This window comes from Klebsiella sp. GN_Kp190 (assembly GCF_040061795.1).
GTDB classification, from domain to species: domain Bacteria; phylum Pseudomonadota; class Gammaproteobacteria; order Enterobacterales; family Enterobacteriaceae; genus Klebsiella; species Klebsiella michiganensis.
In genome coordinates, this window is sequence record NZ_JBEAFN010000010.1 from 55,950 (window position 1) to 80,724 (window position 24,775).

The window sequence follows — 24,775 nt, forward strand, 5'->3', positions numbered from 1 at the left end:
TGCCTGATAGCCTTTTACGGCGATTCTGGCCTGTCCAAAGTTAATATTTCTCTGTGGGGAAAGATAACGAGGCGTTTAATAGAAAAATAATGCTTTTTTTTGCGCGGAGCTATAGCGTGATTCTATGGGATTAACAATTTATTTACACATTAGTGTTTTTACCTTAAATATTTCAATCGATTTTTTACTTGTACTTGTGGAATGACACAAAAAGAGTAGGGGAATGATTGAATAGATGCCCAATTGATAATGATTTATTTTTATCGCGGCGAAAATGTCGCCCCGTTATAGCGACGAATATTGATATATGTGCGCCAGATCTCATTTTTACCGGCGAAAAAAAAGCCCGGATCGCGGTCCGGGCTGAGATATACATGGCGGCTGCCTTAATTCATAAAGGCCGGCTGTTTTTTCTCATAGGCTGAGATCGCCTCTTCATGCTGCAAAGTCAGGCCGATGCTGTCCAGACCGTTCAGCATGCAGTGGCGGCGGAAAGCGTCAATTTTAAAGCTGTAAGATTTATCGCCTGCTTTAACCACTTCGGCTTCCAGATCGACTTCAAACTTAATGCCCGGCTGAGAGTGGACCAGCTTAAACAGCTCATCGACCTGCGCTTCGCTCAGGGTGACCGGCAGCAGCTGATTGTTAAAGCTGTTGCCGTAGAAGATATCGGCGAAGCTCGGCGCGATGACGACTTTAAAACCGTAATCGGTCAGCGCCCACGGCGCGTGCTCGCGCGAAGAGCCGCAGCCGAAGTTTTCCCGCGCCAGCAGGATAGAGGCGCCTTTATATTCCGGGAAGTTCAGCACGAATTCCGGGTTAGGCTGTTCGCCTTTGTCGTCCAGGAAGCGCCAGTCGTTAAACAGATGGGCGCCAAAACCGGTACGCGTGACTTTCTGCAGGAACTGCTTTGGAATGATTGCATCGGTATCGACGTTCGCGGCGTCCAGCGGAACCACCAGGCCGGTATGTTGGGTAAATTTCTCTGCCATGATGGTTTCCTTATTTCAAGCTACGGATATCGGCGAAATGACCGGTAACGGCCGCCGCGGCTGCCATGGCCGGGCTGACCAGGTGAGTGCGCCCGCCGCGGCCCTGACGGCCTTCAAAGTTACGGTTGCTGGTGGAGGCGCAGCGCTCGCCCGGGTTCAGGCGGTCGTTGTTCATCGCCAGGCACATGGAGCAGCCGGGTAAACGCCACTCAAAACCGGCTTCAATAAAGATTTTATCCAGGCCTTCGGCTTCGGCCTGCGCTTTTACCGGACCAGAGCCTGGCACGACCAGCGCCTGAACGCCCGGCGCGACTTTGCGGCCTTTCGCGATTTCGGCCGCCGCGCGTAAGTCTTCGATACGCGAGTTGGTGCAGGAGCCGATAAAGACTTTATCAATCGCCACGTCGGTTAACGGTACGCCAGATTTCAGGCCCATATAGGCCAGCGCTTTTTCCGCGCTCGCGCGCTCTACCGGGTCGGTGAATGATGCCGGGTCCGGGATGATATCGGTGACGGAGATGACCTGGCCTGGGTTGGTGCCCCAGGTGACCTGCGGGGCAATCTCTTCCGCCTGCAGGGTGACAACGCTGTCAAATGTCGCGCCATCATCGGTGGTCAGGGTTTTCCAGTAAGCGACGGCTTCGTCAAAATCCTTGCCTTTCGGCGCGTGCAGGCGGCCTTTCACGTAATCAAATGTGGTCTGGTCAGGCGCGACCAGGCCTGCTTTCGCGCCCATTTCGATAGCCATATTGCACAGGGTCATGCGGCCTTCCATGCTTAAATCGCGAATGGCTTCGCCGCAAAATTCAACAACGTGCCCGGTACCGCCGGCGCTGCCGGTTTTACCGATGATCGCCAGAACGATGTCTTTGGCGGTGATGCCCGGAGCCGCTTTACCTTTGACTTCGATCTTCATGGTTTTAGCGCGGCCCTGCTTCAGCGTTTGCGTAGCCAGGACGTGCTCGACTTCAGAGGTGCCGATACCGAAGGCCAGCGCGCCGAATGCGCCATGGGTTGCCGTGTGTGAGTCGCCGCAGACGATGGTCATACCCGGCAGGGTGACGCCCTGTTCCGGCCCCATCACGTGGACGATGCCCTGGAAAGGGTGGTTCAGATCGTACAGTTCCACGCCGAACTCTTTGCAGTTTTTAATTAACTCCTGCATCTGGATACGCGCCATTTCGCCGGACGCGTTAATGTCTTTCGTCTGCGTTGAAACGTTGTGATCCATCGTGGCGAAGGTTTTGCCCGGCTGACGTACCGGGCGTTTGTGGGCGCGCAGACCGTCAAACGCCTGCGGCGAGGTCACTTCGTGAACCAGATGACGGTCAATGTACAGCAGCGGGGTTTCGTTTTGCGCTTCATAAACCACGTGAGCATCAAACAACTTTTCGTATAACGTCTTCGCCATGATTACACCCCTTCAGCGACATAGCGGGCAATGATATCGCCCATTTCATCGGTACTGACCGCCGTCGCGCCGCGCGCTAAATCGCCGGTGCGTACGCCTTCTTCTAATGCGCGGTTGATCGCATTTTCAATCGCGGTTGCCGCGTTATCGGCATCCAGGCTATAGCGCAGCAGCAGCGCCAGGGAGAGGATCTGCGCGATGGGGTTAGCGATGTTTTTACCGGCGATATCCGGCGCGGAGCCGCCTGCGGGTTCATATAAACCAAAGCCTTGCTCGTTGAGGCTGGCGGACGGCAGCATGCCCATTGAACCGGTAATCATGGCGCATTCGTCAGACAGGATGTCGCCGAAAAGATTGGAGCACAGCAGGACGTCAAACTGGGACGGATCTTTGATCAGCTGCATGGTGGCGTTGTCGATATACATATGCGACAGCTCAACGTCAGGATACTGCTTACTGACTTCACTAACGATTTCACGCCACAAAATAGAAGACTGCAGCACGTTTGCTTTATCAATCGAGGTCACTTTGTGGCGACGCTTGCGGGCGGACTCGAACGCAATATGGGCGATACGCTCAATCTCAAAGCGATGATACACCTCGGTATCGAACGCTTTCTCATGCTGGCCGCTACCTTCACGGCCTTTCGGCTGGCCGAAGTAAATGCCGCCGGTCAGTTCGCGGACGCATAAAATGTCGAAGCCGTTAGCGGCGATATCGGCGCGCAGCGGGCAAAACTCTTCCAGGCCCTGGTACAGCTTAGCCGGGCGCAGGTTGCTGAATAATTTGAAATGCTTACGCAGGGGCAGCAGCGCGCCGCGCTCCGGCTGCTCCGCGGGCGGCAGGTGCTCCCATTTCGGTCCGCCAACGGAGCCAAACAGGATCGCGTCGGCCTGTTCGCAGCCTTCGACGGTAGTCTGCGGCAGGGGAGTGCCCTGACGATCGATGGCGACACCGCCGACGTCGTGCTGGCTGGTGGTAATGCGCATATCAAAACGGTGGCGAACGGCTTCCAGTACTTTCATCGCCTGGTTCATGACTTCCGGGCCAATACCATCACCTGGTAAAACAGCAATATGGTAATTCTTCGACATTACACGGTTTCCTTATTGTTCTCTTTATTCTGAGCTTTGCGTTGCAATTCTTTTTCGACTTCAGCGGCGCGCCAGATATTGTTCAGGACGTGAACCATGGCTTTCGCGGAAGATTCCACGATATCCGTCGCCAGACCCACGCCGTGGAAGCGGCGGCCGTTGTAGTTCGCCACGATGTCCACCTGGCCCAGCGCATCCTTACCCTGACCCTTGGCGTTGAGGTCATATTTGACCAGCTCAATCTCATAGCCGGTGATGCGGTTAATGGCCTGATAAATGGCGTCCACCGGGCCGTTACCGTTGGCGGCCTCAGCTTTTGTTTCATCACCGCATGCCAGCTTCACGGAGGCGGTTGCGATATCGCTGGAGCCGGACTGCACGCTGAAGTAATCCAGGCGGAAATGCTCCGGTTCTTCCTGCTGTTTATTAATGAAGGCTAACGCTTCCAGGTCATAGTCAAATACCTGGCCCTTTTTATCCGCCAGCTTGAGGAACGCGTCATACAGATGGTCCATGTTGTAGTCGGTGTCTTTATAGCCCATCTCTTCCATACGGTGTTTCACCGCCGCGCGGCCGGAGCGTGAGGTCAGGTTCAGCTGCACCTGGTTCAGGCCGATAGATTCCGGCGTCATGATTTCGTAGTTTTCGCGATTCTTCAGCACGCCGTCCTGGTGAATACCGGAAGAGTGGGCAAAGGCGCCGGTTCCGACGATAGCTTTGTTGGCAGGGATCGGCATATTGCAAATCTGGCTGACGGTCTGGCTGGTACGCCAGATTTCCTGGTGATTAATGCGGGTGTGCACATTCATAATGTCTTTGCGCACTTTAATCGCCATGATCACTTCTTCCAGCGAGCAGTTGCCGGCGCGTTCGCCGATACCGTTCATCGCGCCTTCAACCTGGCGAGCGCCGGCGTGGACCGCTGCGAGGGCGTTACCGACCGCGATGCCTAAGTCGTCATGGGTATGGACGGAGATAATGGCCTTGTCGATGTTAGGCACGCGTTCGTACAAACCGGTGATGATGTTGGCGAATTCGAACGGCATGGTGTAGCCGACGGTATCCGGAATATTGATGGTCGTTGCGCCTGCATTAATCGCGGCTTCAACGACGCGAGCCAGATCGGCAATCGGCGTACGGCCAGCGTCTTCACAGGAAAACTCGACATCGTCAGTGTAGTTGCGTGCGCGCTTCACCATATAGATGGCACGTTCAATAACCTCATCCAGGTTACTGCGCAGCTTGGTGGCGATATGCATCGGCGAGGTGGCGATAAAAGTGTGAATACGGAACGCTTCCGCCACTTTTAATGATTCTGCTGCAACATCGATATCTTTTTCTACGCAGCGGGCCAGGGCGCAAACGCGGCTGTTTTTGATCGTGCGCGCGATGGTTTGCACGGATTCAAAGTCGCCTGGAGACGAGACTGGGAAGCCCACTTCCATGACGTCAACGCCCATCCGCTCCAGGGCCATAGCAATCTGCAGTTTCTCTTTCACACTCAGGCTGGCTTGTAACGCTTGTTCACCGTCGCGTAAGGTCGTATCGAAAATAATGACTTGCTGGCTCATGGTTTAGATCCTTGGTCTGTGTCCTGGCGCCTTGCTTACGAGCATAAAAAAACCCGCGCATTGGCGCGGGTTTTATAGTCTTGCTGGAAGATGACTTAACGATGAACGTCGCCCAACAGCCTACCGCGCAAAATGGATGCGTTTAGTAGTAGTAGGCTGAGAAAGCGAATGCTGCGAATCATTGCGTCATGCTCCAGATGAAATCGTTATGCATTTAGAGTTACTGGATATGGGGTTTGATGTCAACCCTTGGGTGAAGAAAAGGTCTTTTTACCCGCGAGAAGAATTAGCTAATTGTGCTGACGATCGCGCTTTTTTGCCGATGATCCTTTTTAGGACATCAGTGCATGTTGAGATATTTTCACTATTTGATAATTTTGATTTTCGCTGAGAGCCGCAAGGATAGCGCGCCTGGCCAGAATCATATCTTAATGAAATAGCTGAATTTATTTGTTTGCTGAATGTGTCCATGTTTGTAAGGGGGAATTATCAATGATAATAAAATGTGAATGTTAAGGGCAGCTTAAACCGATATTGTAATAGTGCTTAAATTATAGTTAACCGCTGCTGTTATTGTTTATTTTTGATATTTATGGGTACACTTGGTTTTATCAAGTAAACAATATGGTTAGGGGGTTGCGAGTACGTTCAACTGCAGAATTTTCGTCGCCACTCATAACCTTAATATATTCCTAAAATTCATCTTTGCCCTTTTGTAAATGTCATATGCATGGTAAATGATATTTTCAGAATTAATTACTGCACTTTGGCAAAGGGAATTTAGCGTGACAGTGGAGTTAAATATGTTAAAAGAAAATACTGAATATAAGCCGGACTCAGAGGTGGAAAACGCAAAACCTCAGCTGAGAATGGTCGACCTGAATCTGTTAACCGTATTTGATGCGGTAATGCAGGAACAAAATATCACCCGTGCGGCACATTCCCTGGGGATGTCGCAGCCGGCGGTCAGCAATGCCGTATCAAGACTGAAAGTGATGTTTAATGATGAGCTGTTTGTTCGTTATGGGCGCGGCATCCAGCCAACGGCGCGTGCTTATCAGCTATTTGGTTCTGTACGACAGGCATTACAATTAGTGCAGAACGAGTTGCCGGGCTCGGGCTTCGAGCCGCTCAGCAGCGAGCGGGTCTTTAATTTATGCGTTTGCAGCCCGCTGGATAATGCATTGACTTCGGTTATTTTCAATAAAGTTGGCGAGATTGCGCCCAACATTCATTTGGTCTTTAAATCGGCATTGAATCAAAACACGGAACATCAATTACGTTATCAGGAAATTGAATTCGTTATTGGTTATGAAGAGTTTCGTCGCCCTGAGTTTGCCTGCGTGCCTTTATTTAAAGATGAAATGGTGCTGGTGGCGAGCCGGAAACATCCGCGTATTTCTGGCCCAATGATGGAAAATGATATTTATCAGGAGGAGCACGCGGTTGTCGCGCTCGATCGCTACGCTTCATTTAGCCAGCCGTGGTATGACACCGCGGATAAACAATCGCGTATTGCTTATCAAGGTAACGCGATGGTCAGCGTATTAAATGTGGTTTCCCAGACCAATATGGTTGCTATCGCACCGCGCTGGTTAGCCAGCGAGTTTGCCGATAAGCTGGATCTGCAAATATTACCGTTGCCGCTGAAAGTGAATAGCCGTACCTGCTATCTTTCATGGCATGAAGCGGCGGGCCGTGATAAAGGGCATCAGTGGATGGAAGAATTGCTGGTCAATATCTGCCAGCGCTAAACGGTCGCGATACAAACGGGGGCTTCGGCTCCTGCTTTGTGTGACAAAAATCACTAAACGTAGAATTTTATTCTGTTTGCGCTTGTCCGCCCCCGGCGCTGCCCGTTAAAAAATGGATGATTTGCTGTAGTTGGTTATTTTCCCCGAGCATTGACTATCATATTTTCTTATCTCCGAAGTTTTTCACCGTGTTTTAGCTGCGAACCTTTCTTTTATCCTTTTAATGCCTCTTAGGTGCCGACGGTCGCCAATTGCCTGCCCGTTAGCGAGCAGTTATGGTAACGGCATGCAGTCTATTCACCTCAGGACGAAGCTTTTGCGCTTCGTCTTGTGCGAGCGCGCGGAAATCGGATTCCGCTGTCGTTAAAAACTATAAGCCGGGAGGCAAACCATGGAGATGTTGTCAGGAGCCGAAATGGTCGTCCAGTCGCTGGTCGATCAGGGCGTCAAGCAGGTGTTCGGTTATCCCGGGGGCGCGGTCCTCGATATCTATGATGCGTTACATACCCTTGGCGGAATCGATCACGTACTGGTCCGCCATGAGCAAGCTGCCGTGCATATGGCGGATGGCCTTGCGCGCGCAACGGGCGAGGTCGGGGTAGTCCTGGTGACCTCGGGTCCGGGGGCGACTAACGCGATTACCGGCATTGCGACGGCTTATATGGATTCCATTCCGCTGGTGATTCTTTCCGGCCAGGTCGCGACGTCCTTAATTGGCTACGATGCTTTCCAGGAGTGCGACATGGTGGGGATCTCCCGACCGGTGGTAAAACACAGCTTTCTGGTTAAGCAAACCGAAGATATTCCCGGCGTGCTGAAAAAAGCGTTCTGGCTGGCGGCCAGCGGGCGTCCCGGCCCGGTCGTCGTGGATCTACCGAAAGATATTCTCAATCCGGCGAAAAAACTGCCGTACGCCTGGCCAGATACGGTCAGCATGCGCTCTTATAATCCGACGACGTCGGGTCATAAAGGGCAGATTAAACGTGCGCTGCAGACGCTGGTGGCGGCCAAAAAACCGGTGGTTTACGTCGGTGGCGGGGCGATTAATGCGCAATGTGAACCGCAGCTGTTCGCGCTGGTTGAGAAACTGAAGCTGCCGGTGGCGTCTTCGCTGATGGGGCTGGGCGCCTTCCCTGCCTCGCACCAGCAGGCGTTAGGGATGCTGGGCATGCATGGGACTTATGAAGCCAATATGACCATGCACCATTCCGACGTGATTTTCGCCGTCGGCGTGCGCTTCGACGATCGTACAACGAATAATCTGGCCCGGTACTGTCCGAACGCGACGGTGCTGCATATTGATATCGATCCCACTTCGATATCCAAGACCGTTCCTGCCGACGTGCCTATCGTTGGCGACGCCCGCCTGGTGCTGGAACAGATGCTGGAACTGCTCGACCATGAAGAGACGCAGCAGCCGCTGGATGAAATCCGCGACTGGTGGCAGCAGATTGAGCAGTGGCGCGCGCGTCATTGCCTGCAGTACGACACGCAAAGCGGCAAGATTAAACCGCAGGCGGTAATTGAGACCATCTGGCGGCTGACGCACGGCGATGCGTACGTGACGTCCGATGTGGGTCAGCATCAGATGTTCGCGGCGCTTTATTATCCTTTCGACAAACCGCGGCGCTGGATCAACTCAGGTGGTCTGGGAACGATGGGATTTGGCCTTCCCGCCGCGCTGGGCGTGAAGATGGCGCTGCCGGAAGAAACGGTGATTTGCGTGACCGGCGATGGCAGCATCCAGATGAATATTCAGGAGCTCTCCACCGCGCTGCAGTACGAGCTGCCGGTGCTGGTGCTGAACCTCAATAACCGCTACCTCGGGATGGTGAAGCAGTGGCAGGATATGCTTTACTCTGGCCGTCATTCACAATCCTATATGGAGTCATTGCCTGATTTTGCTCGCGTCGCGGAAGCCTACGGCCACGTGGGGATTCGTATCAGCGACCCGCAGGAGCTGGAAGCGAAACTCGCTGAGGCGCTGGAGCAGGTGCGTAATAATCGACTGGTTTTCGTTGATGTAACGGTTGACGGCAGTGAGCATGTATACCCCATGCAGATTCGCGGCGGCGGTATGGACGAGATGTGGCTGAGCAAAACGGAGAGGACCTGATTATGCGCCGGATATTATCAGTATTACTGGAGAACGAATCGGGCGCGCTATCCCGCGTGATCGGCCTCTTTTCACAGCGCGGTTATAATATTGAAAGCCTGACGGTAGCGCCGACGGACGATCCGACGTTATCCAGAATGACGATTCAAACCGTTGGCGATGAGAAAGCGATTGAGCAGATAGAAAAGCAGCTGCACAAGCTGGTCGACGTGCTGCGCGTTAACGAGCTCGGACAAGGCGCGCACGTTGAGCGTGAAATTATGCTGGTGAAGGTCCAGGCCAGCGGCTATGGACGCGATGAGGTCAAGCGCAATACGGAAATCTTCCGTGGGCAAATTATCGACGTCACGCCGTCTATCTATACCGTTCAGCTGGCGGGAACCAGCGATAAGCTGGATGCGTTTTTGGCTTCGCTGCGCGACGTGGCGCGAATTGTTGAAGTCGCCCGCTCGGGCGTAGTCGGATTGTCGCGCGGCGACAAAATCATGCGCTGAGCCGCTGAAACCGACGTAAAAATAGCCCGACACAGCCTGTCGGGCTATTTTTTTGCGAAATCGGTGGGAACTGTGGACTAAAGCGGTTGCTGCGCTTACTTTTCTGCGCTTAGATGTTATAAAAACGAATCCATACCTGAAGAATGGTTATGTTCTGTACTTATTACCCAAGGGGCAATTGTGAAACTGGATGAAATCGCCCGGCTGGCCGGTGTCTCGCGAACGACCGCTAGCTATGTGATTAATGGGAAAGCGAAGCAGTATCGCGTTAGCGATAAAACTGTTGAAAAGGTGATGGCGGTGGTTCGTGAGCACAACTATCATCCGAATGCGGTTGCTGCAGGCTTGCGTGCAGGACGTACGCGGTCCATTGGTCTGGTTATCCCGGACCTGGAAAACACCAGCTATACGCGCATCGCTAATTACCTGGAGCGTCAGGCGCGCCAGCGCGGCTATCAGCTATTGATCGCCTGCTCCGAGGATCAGCCGGATAACGAAATGCGCTGCATTGAGCATCTGCTGCAGCGTCAGGTCGACGCGATAATCGTTTCTACCTCATTACCGCCTGAACATCCGTTCTATCAGCGCTGGGCTAACGATCCGTTCCCGATTGTCGCGCTCGACCGCGCGCTCGATCGAGAGCACTTCACCAGCGTGGTGGGCGCCGATCAGGACGATGCTGAAATGCTCGGCGCGGAATTGCGTAAGTTTCCGGCTGAAACGGTGCTGTACCTTGGCGCGCTGCCGGAGCTTTCGGTGAGCTTCCTGCGCGAGCAGGGATTCCGTACGGCATGGAAGGACGATCCGCGAGAGGTGCATTTCCTCTATGCAAACAGCTACGAGCGCGAAGCCGCGGCGCAGCTCTTTGAAAAGTGGCTGGAAACGCATCCAATGCCTCAGGCGCTGTTTACGACTTCGTTTCCGCTGCTGCAGGGCGTGATGGACGTCACGCTGCGCCGGGAAGGGAAGCTGCCTTCCGAGCTGGCTATTGCCACTTTTGGCGATAATGAGCTGCTGGATTTCCTCCAGTGTCCCGTTTTAGCCGTAGCCCAGCGCCACCGCGACGTGGCGGAGCGCGTGCTGGAGATCGTGCTCGCCAGCCTTGATGAACCGCGTAAGCCGAAACCTGGGTTAAGCCGTATCCGGCGCAATCTTTATCGTCGCGGCAGCCTGAATCGCCGCTAAGCGCGTGACCAGGATTATTCGTAGAGCATTCGCCAGACGGAGACGCGTCTGGCGATAATCCGCTAAGATGACGTAAAAATTGCAGGGTTAAGGATCTTTCAGACAAATCCTTAATCTTCCTGACATCTCTTTTAATTTTATTCTTCGCGCCATTTATTTTGCGGTTTAATTAGCCCATAAAAGGATTAGCGTATTTATTTGTATTATTTTGTTACATTCAGCGGGTGAGTTGCTGAATTAACACTCATTTCCTCGCTATTATGGTAGCGATAAGCGCTGTACCCCGCAGTAAGAGTGCCTCTCCTGTGAAAACTGGTGCTGTTAACGGTCATCAGAATGGCCTAAAATGCCGCTCGCGTCGCAAACTGACACTTTATATTTTCCCTTCGAAGATATTTTGCTGCTTTAACCGTTACAAGTTTGTTGGTTGTTTTCTTACCGATATTCATAACGTTAATTTGCCTCGTTTGTTGGTTGATTTTTCCTCAGGGCGAATATCGGCTGTAAATAATGGGTTTTTGAGCTCTGTTGGCATCCGTGCTGGCTTGACAAGCTTTTCCTCCGCTCCGTAAACTCCTTCTTGTGGGAATTTGTGGGGTAAAGTGGCGAAAAGGGGTGAGGCTGGCATGTTCCGTGGGGCAACGTTAGTCAATCTCGACAGTAAAGGCCGTCTGGCCGTACCGACGCGCTACCGCGACGGGCTGATCGAGAACGCTTCCGGTCAATTGGTATGCACCATTGACATCCATCACCCGTGCCTGCTGCTTTACCCTTTGCCTGAATGGGAAATCATCGAGCAAAAATTATCGCGTTTATCGAGCATGAACCCCACCGAGCGGCGCGTACAGCGTTTGCTTCTGGGACATGCCAGCGAATGTCAGATGGATAGCGCCGGGAGGCTATTAATCGCCCCGGTGCTGCGGCAACACGCCGGGCTGACAAAAGAAGTGATGCTGGTCGGGCAGTTCAATAAGTTTGAGCTGTGGGACGAAACGACCTGGTATCAACGGGTCAAGGAAGATATCGACGCTGAGCAGTCCGCTTCCGGGGAACTGTCGGAGCGCCTGCAGGATTTGTCTTTGTAAAATGATGGAAAATTATAAACACACTACGGTACTTCTGGATGAAGCCGTTAACGGCCTGAATATTCGTCCTGACGGTATCTACATTGATGGTACCTTTGGCCGCGGCGGTCACTCGCGCCTGATTCTCTCCCAGCTGGGAGCGGAGGGACGCCTGCTGGCGATCGATCGCGACCCGCAGGCTATTGCCGTCGCGAAAACTATCGATGATCCCCGCTTTTCCATCGTTCATGGTCCTTTTTCTCAGCTGGCCGACTATGTTGGCGAGCGCAATCTAACCGGCAAGATCGACGGTATTCTGCTCGATCTTGGCGTTTCTTCACCGCAGCTGGATGACGCTGAACGTGGCTTCTCTTTTATGCGCGATGGTCCGCTGGATATGCGCATGGATCCGACGCGCGGCCAGTCAGCCGCTGAATGGCTACAAACCGCCGACGAAGCCGATATCGCCTGGGTCATCAAAACCTTCGGCGAAGAGCGCTTTGGTAAACGCATTGCCCGCGCCATCGTTGAACGCAACCGCGTGGAACCGATGACGCGTACCAAAGAGCTGGCGGAGGTCGTTGCGGCGGCGACGCCGGTGAAAGATAAATTCAAACATCCCGCGACCCGTACCTTCCAGGCGGTGCGCATTTGGGTGAACAGTGAACTGGAGGAGATAGAGCAGGCGCTAAAAAGCTCGCTCAGCGTGCTGGCCCCGGGCGGGCGGCTCTCAATCATCAGTTTCCACTCGCTGGAAGACCGTATTGTGAAGCGCTTTATGCGCGAGCAAAGCCGCGGTCCGCAGGTTCCGGCAGGGTTACCGATGACCGAAGAGCAGCTTAAAAAACTGGGCGGCCGTGAGCTAAGAGCATTAGGCAAGTTGATGCCGGGCGAAAAAGAGGTAGCTGAAAATCCTCGTGCCCGTAGTTCAGTTCTGCGTATTGCAGAGAGGACGAACGCATGATCGGCAGAGTGACAGAAGCCCTAAGCAAGGTGAAAGGGTCGATAGGAAGCAACGAGCGCCATGCTTTGCCTGGCGTGATCGGAGACGACCTTCTGCGGTTTGGGAAGCTGCCACTCTGCCTGTTCATTTGCATCATTATTACGGCGATTACGGTGGTGACAACGGCGCACCATACTCGCCTCTTAACCGCGCAGCGCGAACAGCTGGTGCTGGAACGCGACGCGCTGGATATTGAATGGCGCAACCTGATCCTCGAAGAAAATGCTCTCGGCGATCACAGTCGGGTTGAGCGGATCGCGACCGAGAAGCTGCAGATGCAGCACGTCGATCCATCACAAGAAAATATCGTTGTACAGAAATAAGGATTATTGCGACGCATGAAAGCAGCGCCGAAAACGCCAAAAGCAAAACGTCAGGAAGAACAGGCCAACTTTATCAGTTGGCGTTTTGCGTTGCTGTGCGGCTGTATTCTGCTGGCGCTGGGCTTCCTGCTGGGCCGCGTGGCCTGGTTACAGGTGATTAGCCCGGACATGCTGGTACGCCAGGGCGATATGCGTTCTCTGCGCGTGCAGGAAGTCTCTACCGCGCGCGGAATGATAACCGATCGTTCCGGCCGCCCGCTGGCGGTGAGCGTGCCGGTAAAAGCTATCTGGGCTGACCCGAAAGAGCTGCATGAAGCCGGGGGCGTGACCCTGGACAACCGCTGGAAGGCGCTGGCCGATGCGCTGAATATGCCGCTGGATCAGCTGGCATCGCGCATCAATACCAATCCACGGATGCGTTTTATCTATCTGGCGCGTCAGGTGAACCCTGATATGGCCGACTACATCCGTAAATTGAAGCTGCCGGGGATTCATCTGCGGGAAGAGTCCCGCCGCTACTATCCGTCTGGCGAAGTAACCGCTCACCTCATTGGCTTCACTAACGTCGATAGCCAGGGGATTGAGGGCGTAGAGAAGAGCTTTGATAAGTGGCTTACCGGCCAGCCCGGCGAGCGTATCGTGCGTAAAGACCGCTATGGTCGGGTAATCGAAGATATTTCGTCCACCGATAGCCAGGCCGCGCATAACCTGGCGCTGAGCATTGACGAACGCCTGCAGGCGCTGGTGTATCGCGAGCTGAATAATGCGGTGGCGTTCAACAAAGCGGAGTCAGGTACCGCGGTTCTGGTCGACGTTAACACCGGCGAAGTGCTGGCGATGGCCAACAGCCCGTCGTACAACCCGAATAATTTCGCGGGTACCTCCAAAGATACGATGCGTAACCGCGCCATTACCGACGTGTTTGAGCCGGGCTCAACGGTGAAGCCGATGGTGGTGATGACGGCGCTTCAGCGCGGCATTGTTAACGAAAATACCGTACTGAACACCATTCCCTATCGAATTAACGGCCACGAAATCAAAGACGTGGCGCGCTACAGCGAATTGACCCTGACCGGGGTACTACAGAAGTCGAGTAACGTCGGTGTTTCTAAGCTGGCGTTAGCGATGCCGTCCTCAGCGTTAGTAGATACTTACTCACGTTTTGGACTCGGAAAAGCGACCAATTTGGGGTTGGTCGGAGAACGCAGTGGCTTATACCCTCAAAAACAACGGTGGTCTGACATAGAGAGGGCCACCTTTTCTTTCGGCTATGGGCTAATGGTAACCCCGTTACAGTTAGCGCGAGTCTACGCAACGATCGGCAGCTACGGCATATATCGCCCGCTGTCGATTACCAAAGTTGATCCACCGGTTCCGGGCGAGCGCGTCTTCCCGGAATCACTCGTTCGTACCGTTGTTCATATGATGGAAAGCGTGGCGCTGCCCGGCGGCGGCGGCGTGAAGGCGGCGATCAAAGGCTATCGCATCGCCATTAAAACCGGTACGGCGAAAAAAGTAGGGCCCGACGGCCGCTACATCAACAAATACATTGCTTACACCGCAGGCGTTGCGCCCGCCAGCCATCCGCGCTTTGCGCTGGTGGTGGTGATCAACGATCCGCAGGCGGGTAAATACTACGGCGGCGCCGTTTCCGCGCCGGTCTTCGGTGCCATCATGGGCGGCGTACTGCGCACCATGAACATTGAACCGGATGCGCTGGCAACGGCTGAAAAAAGTGAATTAGTGATTAATCAAGGCGAGGGAACAGGTGGCAGATCGTAATTTGCGCGACCTTCTCGCTCCGTGGGTGCCAAATGCGCCGGAGCGAATTCTGCGAGAAATGACGCTGGACAGCCGGGTGGCTGCTTCTGGCGATCTTTTTATCGCGGTTTTAGGTCATCAGGCGGACGGGCGTCGTTATATCCCGCAGGCGATAGCGCAAGGTGTTGCTGCCATTATTGCTGAGGCCAAAGATGAGGCCCATGACGGCGAAATCCGTGAAATGCACGGTGTGCCGGTTATCTATCTGAGCCAACTCAACGAGCGCTTATCCGCGCTGGCCGGGCGTTTTTACCATCAGCCTTCGGAACAACTGCGCCTGGTGGGCGTCACCGGGACTAACGGTAAGACCACCACGACACAGCTGCTGGCGCAGTGGGCGCAGCTGCTGGGGGAAACCAGCGCGGTAATGGGAACCGTAGGCAATGGCCTGCTGGAGAAAGTTATCCCAACGGAAAACACCACCGGTTCGGCCGTTGATGTTCAACACGTACTCTCTGGCCTGGCAGGGCAGGGGGCGACGTTCGCCGCGATGGAAGTCTCTTCCCACGGGCTGGTGCAGCATCGCGTAGCCGCGCTGCAGTTTGCCGCCTCGGTCTTCACCAACCTGAGCCGCGATCACCTCGATTACCACGGTGATATGGAACATTACGAAGCGGCGAAATGGCTGCTCTACTCAACCCACCATTGCGGGCAGGCGATTGTTAATGCGGACGATGAAGTCGGTCGCCGCTGGCTGGCGAAACTGCCGGATGCGGTTGCCGTATCGATGGAAGATCACATTAACCCGAACTGCCGGGGTCGCTGGCTCAAAGCGACCGCCGTGAGCTATCACGATAGCGGCGCCACCATTCAGTTTGCCTCCAGCTGGGGGAACGGCGAGATCGAAAGCCGCCTGATGGGCGCCTTTAACGTCAGCAATCTGCTGCTGGCCTTAGCCACCCTGCTGGCGCTGGGCTATCCGCTTGCCGATCTGCTGAAAACCGCCGCGCGCCTGCAGCCGGTATGCGGGCGTATGGAAGTGTTCGCCGCGCCGGGTAAACCCACCGTGGTCGTTGATTACGCCCACACGCCTGATGCGCTGGAAAAAGCGCTGCAGGCGGCGCGTCTGCACTGTCGCGGTAAACTGTGGTGCGTATTTGGCTGCGGCGGGGATCGCGACAAAGGCAAGCGTCCGCTGATGGGCGCTATCGCCGAAGAGTTTGCCGATATCGTGGTTGTCACCGACGACAACCCGCGCACCGAAGAGCCGCGGGCGATTATCAACGACATTCTGGCCGGCATGCTGGATGCGGGCCATGCCAGGGCGGTGGAAGGTCGTGCGGAAGCGGTCACTAATGCGGTGATGCAGGCGAAAGAAAACGACGTCGTTCTGGTGGCGGGCAAAGGCCACGAGGACTATCAAATCGTCGGCAATCGCCGACTCGATTACTCTGACCGCGTCACCGTAGCGCGTCTGCTGGGGGCGGTAGCATGATTCGCTTGACTCTCAGCCAGCTCGCCGGCATCACGCATGGCGAGCTGCACGGCCGCGATGTGGCGATTGATGACGTCACCTCCGATACCCGTAAAATCACGGCGGGCTGCCTGTTCGTGGCGCTAAAAGGCGAGCGCTTTGATGCGCATGACTTTGCCGAACAGGCGAAAGCTGCCGGCGCGGGTGCGCTGTTGGTCAGCCGTCAGCTGGCCTGCGATCTACCGCAGGTGGTGGTGAAGGATACGCGTCTGGCGTTTGGCGAACTGGCCGCGTGGGTGCGTCAGCAGGTGCCGGCGCGCGTGGTCGCGCTGACCGGATCTTCCGGAAAAACCTCGGTTAAAGAGATGACCGCGGCGATTCTGAGCCAGTGCGGCAATACGCTGTATACCGCAGGTAACCTGAACAACGATATCGGCGTGCCGATGACGCTGCTGCGTCTCACCAAAGAACATGACTACGCGGTCATCGAGTTAGGCGCTAATCACCAGGGGGAAATTGCCTGGACCGTTAGCCTGACCCGTCCCGAAGCCGCGTTAGTGAATAACCTGGCCGCCGCGCACCTGGAGGGCTTTGGCTCTCTGGAAGGCGTGGCGAAAGCCAAGGGCGAAATTTACACCGGTCTGCCGCTCAACGGCATCGCGATTATGAACGCCGACAATAATGACTGGCTGAACTGGCAAAGCGTGATTGGCGAGCGTAAAACCTGGCGTTTTTCGCCGAACGCCGCCCACAGCGATTTCACGGCAACCAACGTTCATGTGACCTCGCACGGGACTGAATTTACTCTGCAGACCCCAACGGGCAGCGTTGATGTACTGCTACCGCTGCCGGGGCGCCATAACATCGCCAACGCGCTGGCTGCCGCGGCGCTGTCAATGGCGGTGGGGGCGACGCATGAGGCGATCAAAGCGGGTCTGAAAGATCTGAAAGCGGTACCGGGGCGGTTATTCCCGATTCAGCTGACCGACAGCCAGCTGCTGCTGGATGATTCCTATAACGCCAACGTCGGCTCGCTGACCGCTGCGGTACAGGTGCTGTCTGAGATGCCGGGCTACCGGGTACTGGTCGTCGGCGATATGGCCGAACTCGGCGCGGAAAGCCAGGCGTGCCATCGTCAGGTGGGCGAAGCGGCAAAAGCGGCCGGGCTCGATCGCGTACTGAGCGTCGGTACGTTGAGCGCAGAGATCAGCGGCGCCAGCGGCGTTGGCGAACATTTTAGCGAGAAGGCCGCGCTGGTGACCCGCCTGCGCGAGCTCACCGCAGAACATAAAATTATGACCATTTTAGTGAAGGGTTCACGTAGTGCCGCCATGGAAGTGGTAGTACGCGCATTACAGGAGAACGGAACATGTTAGTATGGCTGGCCGAACATTTGGTCAAATATTATTCAGGCTTTAACGTCTTTTCCTACCTGACGTTTCGCGCCATTGTCAGCCTGCTGACCGCGCTGTTCATCTCTCTGTGGATGGGCCCGCGCATGATCGCCCGTCTGCAAAAACTCTCCTTTGGCCAGGTTGTACGTAACGATGGCCCGGAATCTCACTTTAGTAAGCGCGGTACGCCGACCATGGGCGGGATCATGATCCTGACCGCCATTGTTGTCTCCGTTCTGCTGTGGGCCTATCCATCTAACCCCTACGTCTGGTGCGTGCTGACGGTACTGGTGGGCTACGGCATCATCGGCTTCGTTGATGACTACCGTAAGGTGGTTCGCAAAGATACCAAGGGCCTGATTGCCCGCTGGAAATACTTCTGGATGTCGGTGATTGCGCTGGGCGTCGCCTTTGCGCTGTATATGGCGGGTAAAGATACGCCGGCGACTCAGCTGGTGGTGCCGTTCTTTAAAGACGTGATGCCGCAGCTGGGCCTGTTCTACGTCCTGCTGGCCTATTTTGTTATCGTCGGGACCGGTAATGCGGTCAACCTGACCGACGGCCTTGATGGGCTGGCGATTATGCCAACCGTATTCGTTGCCGCCGGCTTCGCGCTGGTTGCCTGGGCGACCGGGAACATGAATTTCGCCAACTACCTGCATATCCCTTATTTGCGTCACGCCGGTGAACTGGTGATCGTCTGTACGGCGATTGTCGGCGCGGGCCTGGGCTTCCTGTGGTTTAACACCTATCCGGCACAGGTCTTTATGGGCGATGTGGGTTCGCTGGCACTCGGCGGCGCGCTGGGGATTATCGCCGTGCTGCTGCGCCAGGAATTCCTGCTGGTGATTATGGGCGGCGTATTTGTGGTGGAAACGCTCTCGGTGATTCTGCAGGTCGGCTCCTTCAAGCTGCGCGGTCAGCGCATCTTCCGCATGGCGCCGATTCACCATCACTATGAACTGAAAGGCTGGCCGGAACCGCGCGTTATCGTGCGTTTCTGGATTATTTCGCTGATGCTGGTGCTGATTGGCCTGGCGACGCTGAAGGTACGTTAATCATGGCAGATTATCAGGGTAAAAAAGTCGTCATTATTGGGCTGGGTATGACCGGCCTGTCATGCGTGGACTTTTTCATGGCTCGCGGCGTGACGCCGCGGGTGATGGATACCCGCGTTGCGCCGGCGGGGCTGGACAAGCTGCCGGAAGCCGTTGAGCGCTATGTCGGCGGTCTGAACGAAGACTGGCTGTTGACGGCGGACCTGATTGTCGCCAGCCCTGGCATCGCGCTGGCGCATCCTTCCCTGAGCGCCGCGGCGGATGCGGGGGTAGAAATAGTCGGCGATATTGAACTGTTCTGCCGCGAGGCGCAGGCGCCGATTATTGCGATCACCGGTTCCAACGGTAAAAGCACCGTGACTTCCCTTGTGGGAGAAATGGCGAAAGCGGCGGGGTTGAACGTTGGCGTCGGAGGCAATATTGGCCTGCCGGCGCTGATGCTGCTGGATCCTGAGCGCGAACTCTATGTCCTGGAGCTTTCCAGCTTCCAGCTGGAAACCACCTCCAGCCTGCGGGCGGCCGCGGCGACGATCCTTAACGTCACCGAAGATCATATGGACCGCTATCCGCTGGGGCTTCAGCAGTATCGCGCCGCCAAACTGCGCGTTTATGAGAACGCCCGGGCCTGTATCGTCAATGCCGACGATGCGTTAACCATGCCGGTACGCGGCGCTGACGATCGCTGCATCAGCTTCGGCGTTGACGTTGGCGACTATCACCTGAACCGCCAGCAGGGAGAAACCTGGCTGCGCGTCAAAGGCGAGAAAGTGCTCAACGTCAAAGAGATGAAGATTAGCGGCCAGCATAACTACAGTAACGCGCTTGCGGCCCTGGCTCTGGCGGACGCGGCGGGTCTGCCGCGCGCCAGTAGCCTGAAAGCGCTGACCACATTCACCGGGCTGGCGCATCGTTTCCAACTGGTGCTGGAGCACAACGGCGTGCGCTGGATCAACGATTCTAAAGCCACCAACGTCGGCAGTACTGAAGCGGCGCTCAATGGGCTGCATCTTGATGGAACGCTCTATCTGCTGCTGGGCGGCGATGGGAAATCCGCTGATTTCACGCCGTTAAGCCGTTACCTGACCGGCGACAACGTTCGCCTGTACTGCTTCGGCCGCGACGGCGCGCAGCTGGCGGCCCTTCGCCCGGACGTCGCCGTGCAAACGGAAACCATGGAGCAGGCGATGCGCCAGATTGCGCCGCAGGTTGTCGCGGGTGATATGGTGCTGCTGTCTCCCGCGTGCGCCAGCCTCGATCAGTTTAAAAACTTTGAACAACGCGGCGACATCTTTGCTCGCCTGGCGAAGGAGTTAGGTTGATGCGTTTATCACTCCCGCGCCTGAAAATGCCACGGCTGAGACTGCCGCGTCTGCCGGGAATGTTTATTTTCGCATGGCTGTTCGCCGCGCTGAAAGGCTGGGTGATGGGCTCGCGGCAAAAAGATACCGATAGCCTGGTGATGTATGACCGGATGCTGCTGTGGCTGACCTTTGGCCTGGCCGCAATAGGCTTCATTATGGTGACCTCGGCGTCGATGCCGGTAGGCCAGCGTCTGGCGAACGATCCGTTTCTGTTTGCCAAGCGCGATGGCTTATACATTCTGCTGGCGCTAGGGCTGGCGATGGTGACGCTGCGCCTGCCGATGGAGTTCTGGCAGCGCCACAGTACCGCGATGCTGATCGCCTCTATCGTCATGCTGCTGATTGTTCTGGTGGTCGGCAGCTCGGTTAACGGGGCGTCGCGCTGGATTGCGCTGGGGCCGCTGCGTATCCAGCCTGCGGAGTTTACCAAGCTGTCGCTGTTCTGCTACATCGCCAACTACCTCGTGCGTAAAGGCGACGAAGTGCGTAACAACCTGCGCGGCTTCTTAAAGCCGATGGGCGTGATTTTCGTACTGGCGATTTTACTGCTGGCGCAGCCTGACCTCGGTACCGTCGTCGTGCTGTTTGTGACTACCCTGGCCATGCTGTTCCTGGCGGGAGCCAAGCTGTGGCAGTTCATCGCCATTATCGGGATGGGGCTTTCGGCGGTCGTACTGCTGATTCTGGCTGAACCGTACCGTATCCGCCGCGTGACCTCTTTCTGGAACCCGTGGGAAGATCCGTTCGGCAGCGGCTACCAGCTAACCCAGTCGCTGATGGCCTTTGGTCGCGGCGAAATGTGGGGGCAGGGCCTGGGCAATTCGGTCCAGAAGCTGGAGTATTTGCCCGAGGCGCACACCGATTTCATCTTCGCCATTATCGGTGAAGAGCTCGGTTATATCGGTGTGGTACTCGCACTTTTAATGGTATTCTTCGTCGCTTTTCGCGCCATGTCCATTGGCCGCAAAGCGCTGGAGATTGACCACCGTTTCTCCGGATTTCTGGCCTGCGCCATTGGGATCTGGTTTAGCTTTCAGGCGCTGGTTAACGTCGGCGCGGCGGCGGGGATGCTGCCAACCAAAGGCCTGACGCTGCCGCTGATCAGTTACGGCGGTTCGAGCCTGCTGATTATGTCGACGGCGATCATGTTGCTGTTACGAATTGATTATGAAACGCGTCTGGAAAAAGCCCAGGCGTTTACACGGGGTGTTCGATGAGCGGTCAGGAAAAGCGCTTAATGGTGATGGCAGGCGGTACCGGCGGACACGTGTTCCCGGGACTGGCGGTTGCGCACCATTTAATGGACCAGGGCTGGCAGGTCCGCTGGCTGGGTACCGCGGATCGTATGGAAGCGGATTTAGTGCCGAAGCACGGCATTGAAATTGATTTCATTCAGATATCCGGCCTGCGCGGCAAGGGCCTGAAGGCGCAGATGCTGGCGCCGGTGCGTATTTTCAACGCCTGGCGTCAGGCGCGAGCGATTATGCAGCGTTTTCAGCCGGACGTGGTGCTGGGCATGGGCGGCTATGTTTCCGGACCCGGCGGTCTGGCGGCATGGTCGCTGGGGATCCCGGTTGTCCTGCATGAACAGAACGGGATTGCCGGCCTGACGAATAAATGGCTGGCGAAAATTGCCAAAAAGGTCATGCAGGCATTTCCCGGCGCTTTCCCGCATGCCGACGTTGTTGGCAACCCGGTTCGTACCGATGTGCTGGCGCTGCCGCTGCCGGAACAGCGGTTAGTCGGGCGTCAGGGGCCGATTCGCGTATTGGTCGTCGGCGGCTCGCAGGGCGCGCGCGTGCTCAATCAGACGATGCCGCAGGTGGCGGCGAAGCTGGGTTCTGCTGTCACCATCTGGCACCAGAGCGGTAAAGGGGGTCAGGAGAGCGTACAGCAGGCCTATTCCGACGCCGGCCAGCCGCAGCACAAAGTCACCGAATTTATTGACGACATGGCGGCGGCTTATGCCTGGGCCGATGTTGTCGTATGTCGTTCCGGGGCGCTGACGGTGAGCGAAATTGCCGCCGCGGGTTTACCGGCGCTGTTTGTGCCTTTTCAGCACAAAGATCGTCAGCAGTACTGGAATGCGCTGCCGTTAGAGAAGGCAGGGGCAGCGAAGATCCTTGAGCAGCCGCAGTTTACCGTGGAGGCCGTCGCGCAAACGCTGGCGGGTTGGGATCGCGAGACGCTGCTGGATATGGCGGAGCGAGCGCGCAGAGCCTCGATTCCGGACGCGACCGAACGGGTAGCAGAAGAAGTGAGCGCCGCAGCACTGGCGCGTTAATCGCGGTGATGATCACCGTCCGAATAAAGAAGTTGATGGCGTAAAGAATGAATACACAAGATCTGGCAAAACTGCGTTCTATCGTGCCCGAGATGCGTCGCGTCCGGCACATTCACTTTGTTGGCATTGGCGGTGCCGGCATGGGCGGTATTGCCGAAGTTCTGGCCAACGAAGGTTATCAGATTAGCGGCTCCGACCTGGCGCCGAATCCGGTGACCCAGCAGTTGACTCAGCTTGGCGCCACGATTTATTTCAACCATCGCCCTGAAAACGTGCGCGATGCGAGCGTTGTCGTGGTTTCCAGCGCGATTTCAGCGGATAACCCGGAAATCGTCGCCGCCCACGAAGCGCGTATTCCGGTTATTCGCCGCGCCGAGATGCTGGCGGAGCTGATGCGTTTTCGCCACGGCATTGCCATTGCCGGCACGCACGGAAAGACCACAACCACGGCGATGGTCTCGAGCATTTACGCTGAAGCCGGGCTGGATCCTACTTTCGTGAACGGTGGTCTGGTCAAAGCCGCTGGCGTGCACGCGCGCCTTGGCCATAGTCGTTACCTGATTGCCGAAGCGGACGAAAGCGACGCCTCGTTCCTGCATTTACAGCCGATGGTCGCTATCGTGACCAATATCGAAGCCGATCATATGGATACCTACCACGGCGACTTCGAAAACCTGAAGCAGACGTTTATTAACTTCCTGCACAATCTGCCGTTCTACGGACGCGCGGTGATGTGCGTGGACGATCCGGTGATTCGTGAATTGCTGCCGCGCGTTGGCCGCCAGCTCACCACCTACGGATTTAGCGATGATGCCGACGTTCGCGTGGAAGAGTATCGTCAGGTTGGCGCTCAGGGCCATTTCCGTCTGGTTCGCCAGGATAAAGAGGTCATTCAGGTGACGCTGAACGCACCGGGTCGCCACAACGCGCTGAACGCGGCGGCGGCGGTGGCCGTTGCCACGGAAGAGGGCATTGATGATGACGCTATTTTGCGCGCGCTGGAAAGCTTCCAGGGCACCGGCCGTCGCTTTGATTTCCTTGGCGAATACCCCTTAGCTGAAGTTAACGGTAAAGAGGGTACCGCGATGCTGATCGATGATTATGGTCATCATCCTACGGAAGTGGATGCCACCATCAAAGCGGCGCGGGCGGGCTGGCCGGATAAAAACCTGGTGATGCTGTTTCAGCCGCACCGTTTTACCCGTACGCGCGATCTGTATGATGATTTCGCCAACGTGCTGACCCAGGTTGACGCGCTGCTGATGCTGGACGTTTATTCCGCGGGTGAAGCCGCTATTCCTGGCGCCGACAGCCGCTCGCTGTGCCGTACGATTCGCGGCCGCGGTAAAGTCGACCCGATTCTGGTTTCCGACCCGGCGCAGGCGGCAGAGATGCTGGCTTCAGTATTGACCGGCAACGATCTGGTGCTGGTTCAGGGGGCGGGAAACATTGGTAAAATCGCCCGTCACCTGGCGGAAATCAAATTGCAGCCGCAAAAATCGCAGGAGGAGCGCCATGGCTGATAAAATCGCGGTCCTCTTTGGCGGAACCTCCGCTGAACGTGAAGTCTCTCTCAATTCAGGTTCGGCGGTGCTCGCCGGCCTGCGCGAAGCCGGGGTCGATGCGTACCCGGTCGACCCGCGCGACGTGGATATTACCCAATTGAAAAATATGGGTTTTCAGAAAGCGTTTATTGCCTTGCACGGTCGCGGCGGTGAAGATGGTACGTTGCAGGGTCTGCTGGAGCTGATTCAACTCCCCTATACCGGCAGCGGCGTGATGGCTTCCGCTATCTCAATGGATAAGCTGCGCAGCAAACTGCTGTGGCAGGGCGCCGGGCTGCCGGTTGCGCCGTGGGTTGCGCTGACGCGTAAACAGTTCACCGCGGGGCTTTCCGCTGAGGTAGAACAGCAGATTTCCGCCCTCGGACTGCCGTTGATTGTTAAACCCAGTCGCGAAGGCTCCAGCGTCGGTATGTCCAAAGTCAGCGAAAGTTGTGCATTACAAAATGCATTGGCGCTGGCTTTTCAGCATGATGACGAAGTTCTGATTGAAAAATGGCTCAGTGGGCCGGAATTTACCGTCGCTATCGTCGGAGAAGAAATTTTACCGTCAATACGTATCCAGGCGGCTGGAACCTTCTATGATTATGAAGCAAAGTATCTCTCTGATGAAACGCAATATTTCTGCCCTGGCCTGGAAGATTCCGCGCGCGAGGCAGAAATCCAGGCTCTGGTGCAAAAAGCCTGGGATAGTCTTGGCTGTTACGGCTGGGGGCGAATTGATGTGATGCTGGACAGCGATGGCCAGTTTTATCTGCTGGAAGCAAACACCTCTCCTGGCATGACCAGCCATAGCCTGGTGCCCATGGCGGCGCGTCAGGCAGGGATGAGCTTCTCGCAGCTTGTTGTACGAATTCTGGACCTGGCGGGGTGA

At 55.9% G+C, this 24,775-nt stretch carries 20 protein-coding genes; 16 read left to right on the forward strand and 4 right to left on the reverse strand.

Annotated features, from left to right (window positions below; all coding sequences use genetic code 11):
• Positions 1 to 386: 386 nt before the first annotated feature.
• Genes leuD through leuA form a run of 4 tightly spaced genes read right to left on the reverse strand, consistent with a single transcriptional unit; the run spans position 387 to position 5,068 of the window.
• Positions 387 to 992 (reverse strand): 3-isopropylmalate dehydratase small subunit, encoded by a 606-nt coding sequence (gene leuD / locus ABLU67_RS07505; RefSeq protein ID WP_014227913.1) that lies wholly within the window; start codon positions 990 to 992, stop codon positions 387 to 389.
• A gap of 10 nt (positions 993 to 1,002) precedes the next feature.
• Positions 1,003 to 2,403 carry a 3-isopropylmalate dehydratase large subunit gene (gene leuC / locus ABLU67_RS07510; protein ID WP_025106487.1) on the reverse strand — a complete coding sequence of 467 codons (1,401 nt, stop codon included), beginning with the start codon at positions 2,401 to 2,403 and terminating at the stop codon, positions 1,003 to 1,005.
• Between the two features lie 2 nt (positions 2,404 to 2,405).
• Positions 2,406 to 3,497 carry a 3-isopropylmalate dehydrogenase gene (gene leuB / locus ABLU67_RS07515; RefSeq protein ID WP_025106488.1) on the reverse strand — a complete coding sequence of 364 codons (1,092 nt, stop codon included), beginning with the start codon at positions 3,495 to 3,497 and terminating at the stop codon, positions 2,406 to 2,408.
• Positions 3,497 to 5,068: a 2-isopropylmalate synthase gene (gene leuA / locus ABLU67_RS07520; RefSeq protein ID WP_004098567.1), complete on the reverse strand. Its 1,572-nt coding sequence runs from the start codon at positions 5,066 to 5,068 to the stop codon at positions 3,497 to 3,499. The genes leuB and leuA overlap by 1 nt, the downstream gene beginning before the upstream one ends.
• A 785-nt stretch (positions 5,069 to 5,853) precedes the next feature.
• Here leuA and leuO point away from each other — a divergent pair.
• The 16 genes from leuO (at position 5,854) to ABLU67_RS07600 (ending at position 24,775) form a co-directional block, all read left to right on the forward strand.
• Positions 5,854 to 6,822, forward strand: coding sequence for a transcriptional regulator LeuO (gene leuO, locus ABLU67_RS07525; protein WP_086073947.1), 969 nt, complete (start codon positions 5,854 to 5,856; stop codon positions 6,820 to 6,822).
• Between the two features lie 391 nt (positions 6,823 to 7,213).
• Positions 7,214 to 8,938: an acetolactate synthase 3 large subunit gene (ilvI, locus tag ABLU67_RS07530; protein WP_025106489.1), complete on the forward strand. Its 1,725-nt coding sequence runs from the start codon at positions 7,214 to 7,216 to the stop codon at positions 8,936 to 8,938.
• A gap of 2 nt (positions 8,939 to 8,940) precedes the next feature.
• A complete protein-coding gene (gene ilvN / locus ABLU67_RS07535) occupies positions 8,941 to 9,432 on the forward strand; it encodes an acetolactate synthase small subunit (protein ID WP_004098573.1) in 492 nt (163 codons plus the stop codon).
• A 180-nt stretch (positions 9,433 to 9,612) separates the two neighbouring features.
• Positions 9,613 to 10,617 carry a catabolite repressor/activator gene (cra, locus tag ABLU67_RS07540; protein WP_004098577.1) on the forward strand — a complete coding sequence of 335 codons (1,005 nt, stop codon included), beginning with the start codon at positions 9,613 to 9,615 and terminating at the stop codon, positions 10,615 to 10,617.
• 626 nt (positions 10,618 to 11,243) lie between these two features.
• Positions 11,244 to 11,702 (forward strand): division/cell wall cluster transcriptional repressor MraZ, encoded by a 459-nt coding sequence (gene mraZ, locus ABLU67_RS07545; protein WP_009654608.1) that lies wholly within the window; start codon positions 11,244 to 11,246, stop codon positions 11,700 to 11,702.
• A gap of 1 nt (position 11,703) precedes the next feature.
• Positions 11,704 to 12,645, forward strand: a complete 942-nt coding sequence (rsmH, locus tag ABLU67_RS07550; RefSeq protein WP_004098579.1) for a 16S rRNA (cytosine(1402)-N(4))-methyltransferase RsmH — start codon at positions 11,704 to 11,706, stop codon at positions 12,643 to 12,645.
• The gene (gene ftsL / locus ABLU67_RS07555; protein WP_002888550.1) at positions 12,642 to 13,007 is read left to right on the forward strand and encodes a cell division protein FtsL; all 366 of its coding nucleotides are present in this window, start codon (positions 12,642 to 12,644) and stop codon (positions 13,005 to 13,007) included. The genes rsmH and ftsL overlap by 4 nt, the downstream gene beginning before the upstream one ends.
• 15 nt (positions 13,008 to 13,022) lie before the next feature.
• Positions 13,023 to 14,789, forward strand: coding sequence for a peptidoglycan glycosyltransferase FtsI (locus ABLU67_RS07560; RefSeq protein WP_004098582.1), 1,767 nt, complete (start codon positions 13,023 to 13,025; stop codon positions 14,787 to 14,789).
• Positions 14,776 to 16,263 (forward strand): UDP-N-acetylmuramoyl-L-alanyl-D-glutamate--2,6-diaminopimelate ligase, encoded by a 1,488-nt coding sequence (murE, locus tag ABLU67_RS07565; protein ID WP_004098583.1) that lies wholly within the window; start codon positions 14,776 to 14,778, stop codon positions 16,261 to 16,263. The genes ABLU67_RS07560 and murE overlap by 14 nt, the downstream gene beginning before the upstream one ends.
• Positions 16,260 to 17,618, forward strand: a complete 1,359-nt coding sequence (gene murF, locus ABLU67_RS07570; protein ID WP_014837403.1) for a UDP-N-acetylmuramoyl-tripeptide--D-alanyl-D-alanine ligase — start codon at positions 16,260 to 16,262, stop codon at positions 17,616 to 17,618. The genes murE and murF overlap by 4 nt, the downstream gene beginning before the upstream one ends.
• On the forward strand, positions 17,612 to 18,694 hold the full coding sequence (gene mraY / locus ABLU67_RS07575) for a phospho-N-acetylmuramoyl-pentapeptide-transferase (RefSeq protein WP_004098585.1): 1,083 nt from the start codon (positions 17,612 to 17,614) through the stop codon (positions 18,692 to 18,694). Before murF ends, mraY begins: the two co-directional genes overlap by 7 nt.
• 2 nt (positions 18,695 to 18,696) lie before the next feature.
• Positions 18,697 to 20,013, forward strand: a complete 1,317-nt coding sequence (gene murD / locus ABLU67_RS07580) for a UDP-N-acetylmuramoyl-L-alanine--D-glutamate ligase (RefSeq protein WP_014227919.1) — start codon at positions 18,697 to 18,699, stop codon at positions 20,011 to 20,013.
• The gene (gene ftsW / locus ABLU67_RS07585; protein ID WP_004098587.1) at positions 20,013 to 21,272 is read left to right on the forward strand and encodes a cell division protein FtsW; all 1,260 of its coding nucleotides are present in this window, start codon (positions 20,013 to 20,015) and stop codon (positions 21,270 to 21,272) included. The genes murD and ftsW overlap by 1 nt, the downstream gene beginning before the upstream one ends.
• Complete coding sequence (gene murG, locus ABLU67_RS07590) at positions 21,269 to 22,339, forward strand: undecaprenyldiphospho-muramoylpentapeptide beta-N-acetylglucosaminyltransferase (protein ID WP_014837405.1); 1,071 nt, start codon at positions 21,269 to 21,271, stop codon at positions 22,337 to 22,339. Before ftsW ends, murG begins: the two co-directional genes overlap by 4 nt.
• Positions 22,340 to 22,386: 47 nt before the next feature.
• Complete coding sequence (gene murC / locus ABLU67_RS07595; protein WP_014227921.1) at positions 22,387 to 23,862, forward strand: UDP-N-acetylmuramate--L-alanine ligase; 1,476 nt, start codon at positions 22,387 to 22,389, stop codon at positions 23,860 to 23,862.
• Positions 23,855 to 24,775 carry a D-alanine--D-alanine ligase gene (locus tag ABLU67_RS07600; protein ID WP_064377750.1) on the forward strand — a complete coding sequence of 307 codons (921 nt, stop codon included), beginning with the start codon at positions 23,855 to 23,857 and terminating at the stop codon, positions 24,773 to 24,775. Before murC ends, ABLU67_RS07600 begins: the two co-directional genes overlap by 8 nt.